The following is a 14,179-nucleotide window of genomic DNA, read 5'->3' as shown; positions in this document are numbered from 1 at the left end:
GAGATAATTTGAAAATTAATAATGTCTTTCAACATTTTCAAATTCTCAAATTGACTCACTTTCAAATTCATTATACTTTTTCAATCACCATCGCATACCCCTGTCCGACACCGATACAAAGGGTACACAATGCATATTTTTTATCCTGCTTCTGAAGTTCCATTGCAGCAGAACCTACGATTCTTGCTCCGGAAACTCCCAATGGGTGGCCGATTGCAATTGCACCTCCGTTCGGGTTTATTCTTGCATCATCATCTTTTAACCCTAAGCTTCTTGTTACCGCCAGTGCCTGTGCAGCAAATGCTTCGTTGAGTTCAATGATGTCCATATCTTCCAGAGAAAGGTTTAATCTTTTCAATAGCTTTTGGGTAGCTTCTACAGGTCCGATTCCCATGATTCTTGGCTCAACACCTGCTACGGAAGATCCCAGAATTTTTGCTTTTGGTTTTAAACCATATTTTTTTACAGCTTCTTCACTTGCTAAAATCAAAGCAGCTGCACCATCATTCATTCCTGAAGCATTTCCTGCCGTTACGGTTCCTTCTTTTCTGAATGCCGGGCGAAGTTTTGCCAACCCTTCCATAGATGAGGTTGGTTTAATGAATTCATCTTTTTCAAAAACAATAGGATCGCCTTTTCTCTGAGGAATTTCAACTTTTACAATCTCTTCTGCCAGTCTTCCGCTTTCCTGAGCTTTTGTAGCTTTCTGCTGAGACCAAAGGGCAAATTTATCCTGATCTTCTCTGTTGATCTGGTGAATATCTGCTAAATTTTCTGCAGTTTCTCCCATTCCGTCTACCCCATACATTTCTTTCATTTTTGGGTTAATGAAACGCCATCCAAAAGTAGTATCAAACATCTGGCTGTCTCTACCAAAAGCTGCACTTGGCTTAGACATTACATAAGGAGAACGTGTCATATGTTCTACTCCTCCTGCAATATAAATTTCTCCTTCTCCTGCTGCAATGGAACGGAATGCATTGGCTACCGCCGACATTCCTGAAGCACAAAGTCTGTTGACTGTCTCGCCACCGATTTTGTAAGGAAGACCAGCTAATAAAAGTCCCATTCTTGCAACGTTTCTGTTATCTTCACCTGCCTGATTGGCACATCCGAAAATAACATCCTCAATTTCCTCTACAGGGACTTCAGGATTTCTTGCTACTACTTCTTTGATTACAATAGCAGCTAAATCATCTGCTCTTACTTCTGATAATCCTCCCTGCAGTTTTGAAATGGGAGTTCTGACATAGTCTATGATGTATACGTTGTTCATTTTTATTTGCTTTAGGCTTTAAGCTATATGCAGTAGGCTCTATCAGCTTCAAAAAAGCTTACTGCCTATTGCTTCAAGCTTACTGTTTATTATAATTCTGTTACTTTTTTTCCGATTTTGTAGACTGTTCCTACAAATTTTGCAATCAGTTCTTCATTCTGGTTGGTAATTTTAATGTCATAAACAGCCGTTTTTCTGGTTTCATTTACCAAAATGCTTTCTGCTCTGAAAGTATCACCTTCTTTTCCTGCTTTGGTAAAGTTGATGATACAGTTTAACGCAACGGCAGCGTCTCCGGTATTGTTGGAAGAAAATGCCAGCGCAGAGTCTGCAAACGCAAAGGTAACTCCGCCATGAACTGTTTTAAGCCCATTCAGCATTTCCTTCTTAATTGGCATTTCTATTAAACAGTAATTTTCTTTTACTTCAATCATTTTGATATTCATCCACTGGGAAAAAAAATCCTGATTGAACATATAATCTGCAACTTGTCTTGGGTTCATTTCTATTAATTATATGTTTGTTATTTCTTCATACAGCTCATCGGATAATCTGTCGTAAACACTCATGGTTTTCCCCAGAATGATCTGCTCGTATGAAAGTCTTTCTGAATCTGATGAATTTTCAGAGGGATAGGATGCATTTAGATCAATCCCGTTTTCGTTCGCCAATCTTTTGATCAACTCTTTATATTTTTCATTAAACTTTCCTAATAGCTCAAGCCTTTCCTGCTCATCAACAGAGGAAGCTTCCTGAGTTAAATACTGTTTCTCAATTAAAAGTCTGGTCTCCAGCTCTGCTCTGAATTCATCTATATTCATAATATCAATTTGAAAATTAAATAAATTTGAGAATTTGAAAATGAGAACTTGTTATAATCAATTTTCAAATTGGTACATTTTCAAATTATCTAATTCATTTTACGAAGTAATGGACTTTGTCTGTATCTTTCTTCCTTATATTCTTCGTAAAGGTTCTGAAGGGTTTCGGAGATTTTTGCATACCCGATTTCTTTCCCCCAGCTTAATAATCCTTTTGGATAATTAACGCCTTTCTGCATGGCCAGTTCAATATCTTCATCATTGGCAACGCCTAATCTTTTGGCTTCAACCGCTTCGTTGATCAGCATAGAAATGATTCTCAAAAAGATCTGTTGATATAAGGCGTCATCTTTCACGGCTAAAGGTTTTTCTGCTCCTTCGCTGTAATCGTAGAAACCTTTTCCTGTTTTTCTGCCGTGAAGTTTGGCTTCAGACATTCTTTGCTGTAATAAAGAGGGCTTGTATTTCGGATCGTAGAAATAATCTTTGTAAACAGTGGTTGTTACTGCAAAGTTGACATCTACTCCAATAAGGTCCATCAATTCAAAAGGTCCCATTTTGAAGTTACCCAATGTTTTCATGGCTTCATCCACCTGTTCCGGTGTTGCGATGTTTTCTTCAACAATTCTAAGGCCTTCCCCATAATAAGGTCTGGCAATTCTGTTGACAATGAACCCGGGAATATCTTTAGCAATAACAGGAGTCTTCCCCCATTCTTTCATGAGGTTGTAGATTTTCTCTGGTAATGTTTTTTCTGTTAATAAGGACGGAATGACTTCCACTAAAGGCATCAATGGAGCGGGATTGAAAAAGTGAATTCCGATGAAACGCTCCGGTTTCTTGAGTTCTGCACCAAGAGAGGTGATAGAGATAGATGAGGTATTGGAACTGATGATACAGTTTTCTGAAACATAGTTTTCAAGTTCTGTAAACACCTTCGTTTTAATATCTTTGTTTTCAATAATTGCTTCAATGATTAATTCACAATCCTTGAAATCTTTAAATTCTGTAGCAATGGAAATATTAGCTAAAATTTCAGTCATTTTCTCTGCCGAAATTTTTTGTTTATCCACCAATTTGGTGAGCGTTTTTTCCAAACCAACTGTTGCCGTTTCTACTTGTTTTGCGTTGGCATCATATACCCATACTTTGCATCCGTTCGTTGCGGCTACCTGTGCAATGCCGATTCCCATGGTTCCGGCACCGATAATTCCTACATATTTCATAATGTAAAAGTGTATCAATGTAACAATGTAACAATCATTGTCATGCTGAGCTTGTCGAAGCATCTCATTGATAAACTGCTACATTGGTACATTGTTATATTAGTTCTTATTTTCCTTTATAATTAGGTTTTCTTTTCTGTAAAAAGGCATTTACACCTTCAATGAAGTCTTCTGTTTCTGCGGCTTCCTGCTGAAGATCTCCTTCCAGCTCAAGCTGTTCTTTCAGGGTGTTGTTATAAGAATTGGCAAATGCTTTTTTCGTAAGCTTAATGGCTGCTGTCGGCATGTTTGCCATTCTTTCAAGAATTTCCATAGATTTTGGAACGAATTCTTCTTCACTGAAAACTTCCGCTACAAGACCATAAGATTTAGATTCTTCTGCAGATAATTTTTTACCTGTAAATGCTAAATAATTGGCTAATTGTCTGCCTAAAAGCTTAGGTAAGAAGTATGTTCCTCCTGTATCAGGAATCAAACCGATATTTGAAAATGCCTGAGCAAAATATGCTTTCTCGTTAGCTAAAACGAAGTCAGAGATTAAAGCCAGCATAGCTCCGGCTCCTACTGCCGGGCCGTTTACTAAAGCGATAACCGGTTTTTTGCAACGGGTAACTTCCATTACCAAAGGGTTATAGTAGTCTACCACAATTTTTCTGATAATGTCACGATCATGGTGTTCTTTGCCTGCCACAAAAGCTTCATCCAGATTCTGACCTGAGCAAAATGCTCTTCCTCTTCCGGAAATGGCCACACATCTAACGGTTTCATCTTCGCTGCATTCTTTAACAAAATCTCTAAGATCTGATAAAGCAGGTTTGGTAAGAGCATTCATCGTTTCCGGTTGATTAAGATATGCGATTTTCAGCTTTCCGTCAAAATGCGTTTCAATATCAAGTTGTGTATACATAGTTTTTATTAATTTATTATTTAACAACGCACTAATTTAACAATATAAATTAATGTAACCGTCTAATAATTTAACATTATAACAATTCTTTCGATATGCTTTGCATAGCCGTAAAATTTGTTGCGGATTGGTTGTTTATTCATCAATGACATTTAAAATAATCAAATGGCTCCAGGCAGTCTAAACATTGATAAGAAGCCTTACACAAAGTAGACCCAAATCTGCTGATCTGCCTGGTATGCTCAGAACCGCAACGAGGACATTTTTTCGGTTTTCCGATGTGGTGTTCGTCTGCTCCTTTTTCGGGAGGTGTAATTCCGTAAGCACGGAGTTTTTCTCTTGCTTCATCGGTAAGCCAGTCTGTTGTCCAGATCGGAAACATCTTGGTTACAACTTTTGCTTCCCATCCGTTTTCTTTCATCATTTTGATAATGTCTTCCTCAATGGTAAACATAGCGGGACAGGCGGAATAAGTAGGTGTAATGATCACTTCACAGGTATTTTCACCTGTAATCTGTGCATCTCTTACGATTCCTAATTCCACAATATTGATTACCGGAATTTCCGGATCGGGAATTGTTTCTAATAAATCTAAAAGCTGATTCATATCTTATTTTTTATCAGAATCAAGAATTGCTTTCATTGCATTCTGATAATCCAAATTATCTGTTATTCCGTTGTGATACTGATCTTTTAATACAATCAGACGATCACCTTTTTTAAAGTTATTTTTAAGTTTTAAAGAGGCTTTATAGTTAATAACCTCATCTTTATCACCGTGAAAAATAACGACTGGTGACTGAACGGTTTTTAAATATTCACAAGTCTCAAAATTATATTTCAGTAAAAACTTCGGAAGGAATGAAAATTTCTGATTCATTTCATCTTCCATGCTGTAATACGGTGCCTGTAAAATCAATAATCCTGCATTATGCATTGAAGCTAATTTTGCAGCTAATCCTGTTCCTACAGAATATCCTAAAATAATAATTCTGTTTTCCGGATATCTTTTCAAAAGCTCTTTGTAAGCATTTTCAACATCCGAAAAGATCTGATTTTTATTATTAATTTTATCTTCACTTTTTCCGTACCCCCTGTAATCAAGTATCAAAGTATCATAATTCATACTTCGATACAGCTGAGCTACTATTCCCCAGCTTTTTATTGATCCTCCGTTTCCATGAAGATAAAAGATGACTCCTTTTGAATTTTGAGCTTTGAATAAAACAGAACTCAAATGCTTTCCATCCTGCGTTTTGATGGGAACTTCTTCAAAATCACCATCAAATGTAAACTTGTAATTTTCGGGTAACTTTTCAGGATAAAAAATAATTTTCTCCTGATAGAAATAGATTCCAACACATAGTATCACATAGGCTGCAAGAAAAAAAGCCAATATCCCAAGAAGCAACTTCTTCATAATTTACTACCACGTACAACCAGGATATGCTCTCTGCATATACTGAAGTTCACAAAGGATATACCCGAAATACTCTGTATGATATCCTGTTCTTGATTTGGGCTGCATGAAAGGATTTTCCGGATATTCTAAACCGAAGTCTGCAAAATCTTTCTTTGTAATGGAAAGAAACTCTTCGTAAAGAACGTCTGCATTGGGAGCAATGTTCAAGGCAACAAGGTCGTCTTCACCTTCTGTTTTAGCAAAAAGCCCCTTTGTATATTCCCAGATATTTTCAATAGCTTTTACCAAACGGGACTTACTTTCTTCTGTTCCCTGCGCGAAGATTTTCATCCAGGATGCAGCGTGTGTATAGTGATATCTTACTTCTTTCAATGATTTTTGAGCAATGGCAGCTAATTCTTCATTAGCAGAATTGGATAAAGCTTCATACATCAGTTTTTGATATACAGACAATACATATACTTTAAGAATAGTCTGTGCATAATCTTCATTAGGAAGTTCTGTCCAATGTGCGTTAACGTATTCATGCTCGTATCTTAAAAATGCGATATCATCTTCGCTTTTGCCATTGTCAATCACTCGTGAAGCATAAACGTAGAAGTTATTGGCCTGTCCCAGTTCATCCAACGCAATATTCGTCAATGCAATATCTTCCTCCAGGTAAGGGCCTTCACCGCACCATTCGGACAAACGCTGTCCCATAATGAAACTGTCGTCTGCTAGTTTTAATAAATAATTATATAATGGGTTCATTATTTTAGCTTTTGGCTTTTGGCATATAGCTTTTAGCAAATTGCAAGCAGCTAATAGCCATTAGCATTTTTACATATTTTTTACGTCGTTAGGAATCTCGTAGAACGTTGGGTGACGGTAAAGTTTGTCATCAGCCGGATCAAAGAATGCTTCTTTATCTACTCCCTCTGAAGTCACAATATATTTACTTGGAACCACCCAAACAGAAGTTCCTTCTTTTCTTCTTGTATAAACGTCTCTTGCATTCTGCAAAGCCATTTCTGCTGTGGGTGCCTGTACAACTCCAACATGTTTGTGAGATAATCCCGGTTTAGTCTGAATAAACACTTCCCACATATCTAAATTTGCCATAGTCAAATAAATTTAACAATGTATCAATGTACCAGTTTAACAGTGAGATGCTTCGACAAGCTCAGCATGACAAAGATTGTTACATTTCCACATTGGTATATTGTTACATTATTATATTACTTCTTTTTGTTGTTTCTCTGCAAAAGCAGCTGCTGCTTCTTTTACCCATGAATTTTCTCTTTGCGCTTTTCTCTTAGTTTCGATACGCTTTTTGTTGCAAGGTCCGTTTCCTTTTAAGATTTCCATGAATTCATCCCAGGGAAGTTCTCCGAAATCATAATGCTGTCTTTCCTCGTTCCATTTCAGATCTTTATCAGGAATGGTTAATCCTAAGAATTCAGCCTGAGAAACAGTAACATCGATAAATCTCTGACGAAGACTGTCATTACTTTCTCTTTTTACTCTGTAATTCATAGAGATTTTAGAGTTGGGTGAACTGTCATCATTAGGTCCGAACATCATCAGAGCCGGCCACCAGAAACGGTTTAATGAAGCCTGAGCCATTTCTTTCTGTTGTTTTGTTCCACGGCATAATGCCATCAAAATTTCATATCCCTGTCTTTGGTGGAAAGATTCTTCTTTACAGATCTTTACCATCGCTCTTGAATAAGGACCGTAAGAATTCCCCATCAGCATTACCTGGTTCATAATAGCAGCACCGTCTACCAACCAGCCAATGGCTCCGATATCTGCCCAGCTTAAGGTAGGATAATTGAAAATACTTGAATATTTTGCTTTTCCTTCCAGCATATCATCATAGGTAGCATCTCTGTCTGCCCTGATGCTTCCGTCTCCTAACGTTTCAGTGGCAGAGTAAAGGTATAAACCATGACCTGCTTCATCCTGAACTTTTGCCAGAAGAGCCATTTTTCTTCTTAATGAAGGCGCTCTGGAAATCCAGTTAGCTTCCGGCAGCATTCCTACAATTTCGGAATGCGCGTGCTGTGAAATCTGACGAACCAATAATTTCCTGTAATCATCAGGCATTACATCTTTGGGTTCTACTTTATTTTCTTCGTGAACGTATTGAACAAATTTTTCTAAGTCCATAATTTTTTCAATTTAGCAATATACCAGTCTGGCAATGTACCAATGATTGTTACACTGGTAAATTGTTACATTGTTACATTAATTTTTTAAACATCATAATTTAGCATCACCACATTGGTTGTAGGGTGACACTGACAGGTAAGAACGAAGCCTCTGGCTACTTCTTCTTCGGTAAGCGCGTAGTTTTTCTCCATAAAAACCTCTCCTTCCAGAACCTGCGCCTTACACGTACAGCAAACGCCTCCTTTACATGCGAAAGGAACCGGAAGCTGATCTTTCAATGCTTTATCTAAGATACTCTCTTTTTTAGAATTAAGGTGGAACGAATATTCATCATCATCAATGATTACTGTTACCATGCTTTCAATATTGGCAATCGCCTTGAATTCATCACTCATTTCCTCCGTATTTTCTTCATCCGGAGCGGTGAAATATTCGAATAGCACCTGAATAGCAGGTACTTTTTTATCCTTTTTCAGATAGTCTGCAATCCCTTTGATCATTTCTGAAGGACCACAAATAAAATAAGTAGCTTCTTTTACATCAATATCTGTATATCTTTCAAATAGCTGCTCCAGTTTTTCAGCAGAAATTCTTCCTTCGAAAACAGGATCTTCATGCTTTTCACGGCTCACTAAATAAACTACTTTCAATCTGCCGTTAAAAGATTCTGCCAATTTATCAATTTCAGCTTTCTTCATCACGTGATTCATACTTCTGTTGCTGTAGAACAGATAAGCATTTGAATTCGGTTCCTGATAAAGGCTTTCTTTAATATTGGACAAAACGGGGGAAATTCCGCTTCCTGCAGCCAGCCCCACATAAGTTTTCACGTTTGAAGGGTGATAAGAAGTATTGAAACCACCCATAGGAGGCATTACTTCCAGCACTTCATCCATATGAAGATGTTCGTTGAAATAACCGGATACTTTCCCGCCTTCAAGCAGCTTCACCAATACTTCCAGTGTGTTGCCTTTTTCACTGGGAGCATTACAGATAGAGTAAGAACGTCTTTCTTCATTTCCGTTGATCATCATTCGGAAATTAAGATACTGTCCTTGTTTAAACCTGAACTTGTCTTTCAGTTCTTCAGGAATTTCTACCGCCACATTCACTGCTTCGGAAGTATCTTTCTGAACTTTAACTGTTTTAAGTTTATAAAATGAATTCATTATTTTTTTAGTATTCTATTAATTTTTCCACCTTCGCACTTCGGCAAACTGTCCTGGGCATGAACTTTCACTTTCGTAGTAATTCCTACCCTCTTTTTTATTTCGTTTTCTATATTTTTTCCAAAGTTCCCGACAAAATTAAAATAATCATCGGTATTTGATTCTATTCTTTGAGATTTTACCAATTCATCATCGATTTCAACATCAATATCCAAAGCGACACACATCTGTTCTTTCTCTACAGGCGTAAGATAGTAGTTTGGAACCACTCCTTTTACATAAGAAAAAGCATCTTCAATCTGGCTTGGATATACATTCACTCCTCTTACGATCAGCATATCATCTGCTCTTCCTACAACAGGTTTCATCTTCACCATTGTTCTTTTGGCACTTTTATCGTAATAAAGGCTGGTGATATCATTCGTCCAGTACCTTAAAAGAGGCATTGCTTTCTTGGTTAAAGTGGTAATGACCAATACACCTTCTTCTCCAAAAGGAACCGGCTGTTGGGTAACCGGATCTAAAATCTCAGGATAAAAATGATCTTCCCAGATATAAGCGCCTCCCTTCTCTTCGAAATCCTCCATGGAAACTCCCGGGCCGATAATTTCACTTAAACCATAAATATTGGTTGCATGAACACCTAGTCTTTCTTCAATATGTCCTCTGATAATTTCCGTCCATGGTTCTGAACCCAGCACTGCATATTTTAGACTGATTTCGTCTGCAGAAATTCCTCTTTTTGTAAATTCATCTGCAATGGTTAAAGCGTATGACGGCGAACAGCAAATGACCTCCGGCTTAAAATCTACAATCAGATCTACCTGTCTTGCCGTCATCCCTCCCGAAATAGGAAGAACACTCATTCCCAGCATTTCAGCTCCGTAATGAAGACCTAAGCCTCCGGTAAAAATCCCGTAACCATAAGCATTATGCAGCTGCATTCCTGGTCTTGCTCCTGCGGCATGTAAAGATCTTGCCACCACTTCACTGAAAAGGTCTACATCTTCTTTCGTATACCCTACCACAGTCGGCTTTCCTGTCGTTCCGCTTGAGCAATGAATCCGCTGAAGCTCACTTTTAGGAACGGTAAATAATCCGAACGGATAGTTATCCCTTAAATCCTGCTTGTAAGTAATAGGAAGTTTAGTGATATCTTCAATCGACCTAATATCCTGAGGAGATATTTGCAATGCATCAAATTTCTTTTTATAAAATTCCGACTTATCCCCCAAATAGCTGATCAGGCTGATCAACCGGTCGGATTGAAGCTGTCTCAACTGATCCAGCTCCAGATATTCAACTGAAAAATCCATAAAACTAACTAACATTTGTTAGGTGTAAATTTAAAAAGATTTTGGAAGCTGGCAAAATTTTTATGATTTTTATCATATTTTGAATGATTCTAAATAAGAAGAAGTCATTAAAATGATGCTCACTTTCATTCTGAGCGGAACGAAGTGGAGAGAAGAATCTTTTAAAAATCTACATTCTTTTACGAGATTCTTACTTCTCCAGAATGACAAACAGAATGGTTATTTCTTTTGATTTCCTAACAATCCAAAAAGAATTTTCTCCCTTATTTCGTCGGTAATTTCATCAGTGGAATCACTGCTTCTTTTGAACCAGAAATAGGAGTTATTTAAAGTATGCAGAATAAATCTTGTGGTAAATGACGGAGATTTTAACTCCCAGTTTTCAGCTTTATAGATCTCGGAAATCAGTTCCTCAATTTCCTGCTGGTAGTTTTTTCTTAATTCTACAAATTCGGGAAGTCTTTCTTCAAGATGTTTCCATTCATTGGAATAGATATGGGTAACATCACGGTTTTTAAGAACAACAGAAAGGTGTTTATCCAATAGCAGGTTCAGTTTTTCCTTCGGTGCAACAGCTGTATTTTTTACTTCCTGAAGTTCATCGAAAAACTCCTGAGCAATGCCAAAGCAAATCCATTCCAGAATTTCTTCCTTTGAACGGATATGGGCGTACAGTGATGCTGCTTTGATATTGAGTTTGGTAGCAAGATCTCTTACTGAGCTTCCCATATATCCTTTCTCTTTGAAAAGTTCTACTGCTACGTTGAGTATTTTTCTCTGTTTTTCTTTTAGTTCCATCTGGTAAAATGCAAAAGTAATTATTCTGAATTAAACTGTTCATTTTTTGCTCGGAAAAAGAAAAAGACGCTTTATTTTCATTGTAATTATCAGGATACTTTACTCTACTATGACTATTTGTTCATGAATTTCAAAGAAATAATTGCAAAACCGGAAAATTTGTCAAGTTAAATTACCGTTAAAAATACAATATCCGGAAAATTTGTCCTATTTTTTTGTAAATTTAATAATTGAACAGTTTTTGCGATACACTCATCGAATAAATGATTAAATAATTGATGGCATTAAGAAACTGAGCCTTAGAATTTAGTTTCTTGATGTTTTTAAAAACTAAACTTAATACAAACCATTACTAAAAATATAAAAGATATGAACTTAAACCAATATACTGTAAAATCGCAGGAAGCCATCCAGGCAGCACAGCAGGTTGCTATGGAATTGGGCAACCAAAGTATCGAACCTCAACATCTCCTTGAAGGAATCTTCCAGGTGGATGAAAATATATCGCCTTTCTTACTGAAAAAATCTGAAGCAGATGCCAATTTGGTAAGAGAGCGCAACCGTGAAAATTTAGAGAAACTTCCAAAAGTACAGGGAGGGAACATTTATCTTTCTCAATCTGCCAACAAAGTACTGCTGGACGCCCCCAATATCGCAAAGAAAATGGGTGACGAATATGTAACGATTGAACACTTATGGTTATCTCTGCTGGAAACTTCTTCTGAAGTATCCAAAATGCTGAAAGATATGGGCGTAACCAAAAACCTGCTGGAAGGCGCTATCAAAGAATTAAGAAAAGGAAGCAAAGCCACTTCTGCAAGTTCAGAGGAAACGTATCAATCCTTAAATAAATATGCTAAAAACTTTAACGAGTTAGCAGCAGAAGGGAAACTGGATCCTGTAATAGGGCGTGATGAAGAGATCAGAAGGGTTTTACAGATACTTTCCAGAAGAACTAAAAATAACCCGATCCTTATCGGAGAACCCGGTGTAGGTAAAACTGCAATTGCTGAGGGAATTGCTCATAGAATTATCAGCGGTGACGTACCGGAAAACCTGATGGATAAAACGTTGTTCTCACTTGACATGGGAGCTTTAATCGCCGGAGCCAAATACAAAGGTGAATTTGAAGAGCGTCTGAAATCTGTTGTGAATGAAGTGATCAAATCAGACGGACAAATCATTCTTTTCATTGACGAGATCCACACTTTGGTAGGAGCCGGAGGCGGTGAAGGAGCAATGGATGCAGCTAATATTTTAAAACCTGCTTTGGCCAGAGGGGAATTAAGAGCCATTGGTGCTACTACGCTGAACGAATATCAAAAGTATTTTGAAAAAGATAAAGCGTTGGAAAGACGTTTCCAGAAAGTGATGGTGGAAGAACCGGATACTGAATCTGCCATTTCTATCCTTCGTGGTATTAAAGATAAATACGAGGCTCACCACAAGGTAAGAATCAAAGATGAGGCAATTATTGCTGCAGTGGAAATGTCTCAGAGATATATTTCTGACCGTTTTTTACCGGACAAAGCTATCGACCTTATTGATGAAGCTTCTGCAAAGCTTAGAATGGAAATCAATTCAAAGCCGGAAGAACTGGACGTTCTGGACAGAAAATTAATGCAGCTGGAAATTGAATTAGCCGCCATTTCAAGAGAAGGCAACCAGACCAAGATTGATCATCTTAAAGAAGATATTGCCAAAATTTCTGAACAGAGAAATGAGATCAATGCCAAATGGCTGAAAGAAAAACAGAAAAGTGAAGATCTTACCCAGATCAAAAAAGATATTGAATCTCTGAAACATGAGGCAGAAAGAGCTTCCAGAGCAGGAGATTATGCCAAAGTAGCGGAAATCCAATACGGAAAACTTCGTGAAAAAGAGGAAGAGCTTGCCAAAGTGGAACTTGAAATGCAGAATCATCAGAATGAACTGATCAAAGAAGAAGTTACGGCAGAAAATATCTCTGAAGTGATTGCTAAATGGACAGGTATTCCTGTCACCAAGCTGCTGCAGTCTGAAAGAGATAAGTTATTGAATCTTGAGGCTGAACTGCACCACAGAGTGGTAGGACAGGACGAAGCGATTCAGGCGGTTGCAGATGCGATCAGAAGAAACAGAGCCGGTTTGAGCGATGATAAAAAACCTATCGGATCCTTCTTATTCCTGGGAACAACCGGCGTAGGTAAAACCGAGCTGGCAAAAGCATTGGCAGAATTCCTGTTTGATGACGAGAACAATATGACCAGAATTGATATGAGTGAATACCAGGAACGTCACAGTGTTTCAAGACTGGTAGGAGCGCCTCCGGGATATGTAGGATATGATGAAGGAGGACAGTTGACTGAAGCCGTAAGAAGAAGACCTTATTCCGTAGTGCTTTTAGACGAAATTGAAAAAGCGCATCCGGATGTTTTCAATACATTACTTCAGGTTTTGGATGACGGACGTCTGACGGATAATAAAGGGCGGGTGGTGAATTTCAAAAATTCTATCATCATCATGACCTCCAATTTAGGTTCACATCTGATTCAGGAGAATTTTGAGAATCTTACGGAGGAAAATCAGGATGAAATTGTGGATAAAACAAAAGACGAGGTCTTTGATCTTTTGAAACAGACTCTGCGTCCGGAATTCCTGAACAGAATTGATGAAATTGTACTCTTCCAGCCTTTAAGAAAGAAAGAAATCGGAAAAATTGTTCAGTATCAGCTGAGAGGATTCAATGAAATGTTATCCAAACGAAACATTATTATGACTTTCACTCAGGATGCCGTAGATTATCTGATGAATAAGGGATATGATCCTGCCTTCGGAGCAAGACCATTGAAAAGAGTGATTCAACAGGAAGTTTTAAACAAACTGTCTAAAGAAATCCTTGCAGGAAACGTAAACGATGGAGACCGAATTACTCTGGATTATTTTGTAGAAACAGGACTGGTTTTCCGACCTGCCGAACAATAAAATAGTTTTTTTCATATACATTATTTTTGTGAATAAGTGCTGCAGATTAAATCTGCAGCACTTATTTTTTTTACTTTTTATCCTAATCATGTGAAATAAACTTATCTTTACAATACTAATAA

General features: G+C 37.6%; 14 protein-coding genes. 1 reads left to right on the top strand and 13 read right to left on the bottom strand.

What is annotated here, in order from left to right; all coding sequences use genetic code 11:
- Positions 1-70: 70 nt before the first annotated feature.
- The 13 genes from pcaF to C8D70_RS16630 all read right to left on the bottom strand — a co-directional run bounded on the left by pcaF (position 71) and on the right by C8D70_RS16630 (position 11,093).
- A complete protein-coding gene (pcaF, locus tag C8D70_RS16690; RefSeq protein WP_076596870.1) occupies positions 71-1,276 on the bottom strand; it encodes a 3-oxoadipyl-CoA thiolase in 1,206 nt (401 codons plus the stop codon).
- 89 nt (positions 1,277-1,365) lie between these two features.
- Complete coding sequence (locus C8D70_RS16685; protein WP_110368065.1) at positions 1,366-1,779, bottom strand: PaaI family thioesterase; 414 nt, start codon at positions 1,777-1,779, stop codon at positions 1,366-1,368.
- Positions 1,780-1,788: 9 nt separating this feature from the next.
- A complete protein-coding gene (locus tag C8D70_RS16680; protein WP_076596872.1) occupies positions 1,789-2,097 on the bottom strand; it encodes a hypothetical protein in 309 nt (102 codons plus the stop codon).
- A gap of 89 nt (positions 2,098-2,186) precedes the next feature.
- Positions 2,187-3,323 carry a 3-hydroxyacyl-CoA dehydrogenase NAD-binding domain-containing protein gene (locus C8D70_RS16675; protein WP_110368064.1) on the bottom strand — a complete coding sequence of 379 codons (1,137 nt, stop codon included), beginning with the start codon at positions 3,321-3,323 and terminating at the stop codon, positions 2,187-2,189.
- A gap of 106 nt (positions 3,324-3,429) precedes the next feature.
- Entirely contained in the window at positions 3,430-4,230 is an 801-nt protein-coding gene (locus C8D70_RS16670; RefSeq protein ID WP_110368063.1) for an enoyl-CoA hydratase/isomerase family protein, read from the bottom strand.
- A 142-nt stretch (positions 4,231-4,372) separates the two neighbouring features.
- Complete coding sequence (gene paaD / locus C8D70_RS16665; protein ID WP_076596876.1) at positions 4,373-4,837, bottom strand: 1,2-phenylacetyl-CoA epoxidase subunit PaaD; 465 nt, start codon at positions 4,835-4,837, stop codon at positions 4,373-4,375.
- 3 nt (positions 4,838-4,840) lie between these two features.
- Complete coding sequence (locus C8D70_RS16660; protein ID WP_110368062.1) at positions 4,841-5,650, bottom strand: alpha/beta hydrolase; 810 nt, start codon at positions 5,648-5,650, stop codon at positions 4,841-4,843.
- A 6-nt stretch (positions 5,651-5,656) separates the two neighbouring features.
- On the bottom strand, positions 5,657-6,406 hold the full coding sequence (gene paaC / locus C8D70_RS16655; RefSeq protein WP_076596878.1) for a 1,2-phenylacetyl-CoA epoxidase subunit PaaC: 750 nt from the start codon (positions 6,404-6,406) through the stop codon (positions 5,657-5,659).
- Positions 6,407-6,475: 69 nt separating this feature from the next.
- Positions 6,476-6,757 (bottom strand): 1,2-phenylacetyl-CoA epoxidase subunit PaaB, encoded by a 282-nt coding sequence (paaB, locus tag C8D70_RS16650; protein WP_027373980.1) that lies wholly within the window; start codon positions 6,755-6,757, stop codon positions 6,476-6,478.
- A 111-nt stretch (positions 6,758-6,868) separates the two neighbouring features.
- Complete coding sequence (paaA, locus tag C8D70_RS16645) at positions 6,869-7,807, bottom strand: 1,2-phenylacetyl-CoA epoxidase subunit PaaA (RefSeq protein ID WP_034695794.1); 939 nt, start codon at positions 7,805-7,807, stop codon at positions 6,869-6,871.
- An 86-nt stretch (positions 7,808-7,893) separates the two neighbouring features.
- Positions 7,894-8,979, bottom strand: a complete 1,086-nt coding sequence (locus C8D70_RS16640; RefSeq protein WP_110368061.1) for a 2Fe-2S iron-sulfur cluster-binding protein — start codon at positions 8,977-8,979, stop codon at positions 7,894-7,896.
- Complete coding sequence (locus C8D70_RS16635) at positions 8,979-10,295, bottom strand: phenylacetate--CoA ligase family protein (protein ID WP_110368060.1); 1,317 nt, start codon at positions 10,293-10,295, stop codon at positions 8,979-8,981. The genes C8D70_RS16640 and C8D70_RS16635 overlap by 1 nt, the downstream gene beginning before the upstream one ends.
- A gap of 219 nt (positions 10,296-10,514) precedes the next feature.
- Positions 10,515-11,093, bottom strand: coding sequence for a TetR/AcrR family transcriptional regulator (locus tag C8D70_RS16630; RefSeq protein WP_110368059.1), 579 nt, complete (start codon positions 11,091-11,093; stop codon positions 10,515-10,517).
- A gap of 369 nt (positions 11,094-11,462) precedes the next feature.
- On the opposite strand from C8D70_RS16630, the gene clpB reads away from it, so the two are divergent.
- A complete protein-coding gene (gene clpB / locus C8D70_RS16625; protein ID WP_076596882.1) occupies positions 11,463-14,057 on the top strand; it encodes an ATP-dependent chaperone ClpB in 2,595 nt (864 codons plus the stop codon).
- The last annotated feature ends 122 nt before the right edge of the window (positions 14,058-14,179 follow it).

Origin of the sequence: Chryseobacterium sp. CBTAP 102 (assembly GCF_003201365.1) — a bacterium.
Lineage (GTDB): Bacteria > Bacteroidota > Bacteroidia > Flavobacteriales > Weeksellaceae > Chryseobacterium > Chryseobacterium candidae.
The sequence above is the reverse complement of the archived record's forward strand: the minus strand, read 5'-3'. Positions and strand labels throughout refer to the sequence as shown.

Bases quoted from the DNA above. Each gene is read 5' to 3' on its own strand.
- C8D70_RS16680 (WP_076596872.1), bottom strand. From the start codon at position 2,097: ATGAATATAGATGAATTCAGAGCAGAGCTGGAGACCAGACTTTTAATT.
- C8D70_RS16685 (WP_110368065.1), bottom strand. From the start codon at position 1,779: ATGAACCCAAGACAAGTTGCAGATTATATGTTCAATCAGGATTTTTTT.
- C8D70_RS16670 (WP_110368063.1), bottom strand. From the start codon at position 4,230: ATGTATACACAACTTGATATTGAAACGCATTTTGACGGAAAGCTGAAA.
- clpB (WP_076596882.1), top strand. From the start codon at position 11,463: ATGAACTTAAACCAATATACTGTAAAATCGCAGGAAGCCATCCAGGCA.
- C8D70_RS16630 (WP_110368059.1), bottom strand. From the start codon at position 11,093: ATGGAACTAAAAGAAAAACAGAGAAAAATACTCAACGTAGCAGTAGAA.
- C8D70_RS16660 (WP_110368062.1), bottom strand. From the start codon at position 5,650: ATGAAGAAGTTGCTTCTTGGGATATTGGCTTTTTTTCTTGCAGCCTAT.
- paaB (WP_027373980.1), bottom strand. From the start codon at position 6,757: ATGGCAAATTTAGATATGTGGGAAGTGTTTATTCAGACTAAACCGGGA.
- paaC (WP_076596878.1), bottom strand. From the start codon at position 6,406: ATGAACCCATTATATAATTATTTATTAAAACTAGCAGACGACAGTTTC.
- pcaF (WP_076596870.1), bottom strand. From the start codon at position 1,276: ATGAACAACGTATACATCATAGACTATGTCAGAACTCCCATTTCAAAA.
- paaD (WP_076596876.1), bottom strand. From the start codon at position 4,837: ATGAATCAGCTTTTAGATTTATTAGAAACAATTCCCGATCCGGAAATT.
- C8D70_RS16640 (WP_110368061.1), bottom strand. From the start codon at position 8,979: ATGAATTCATTTTATAAACTTAAAACAGTTAAAGTTCAGAAAGATACT.
- paaA (WP_034695794.1), bottom strand. From the start codon at position 7,807: ATGGACTTAGAAAAATTTGTTCAATACGTTCACGAAGAAAATAAAGTA.
- C8D70_RS16635 (WP_110368060.1), bottom strand. From the start codon at position 10,295: ATGGATTTTTCAGTTGAATATCTGGAGCTGGATCAGTTGAGACAGCTT.
- C8D70_RS16675 (WP_110368064.1), bottom strand. From the start codon at position 3,323: ATGAAATATGTAGGAATTATCGGTGCCGGAACCATGGGAATCGGCATT.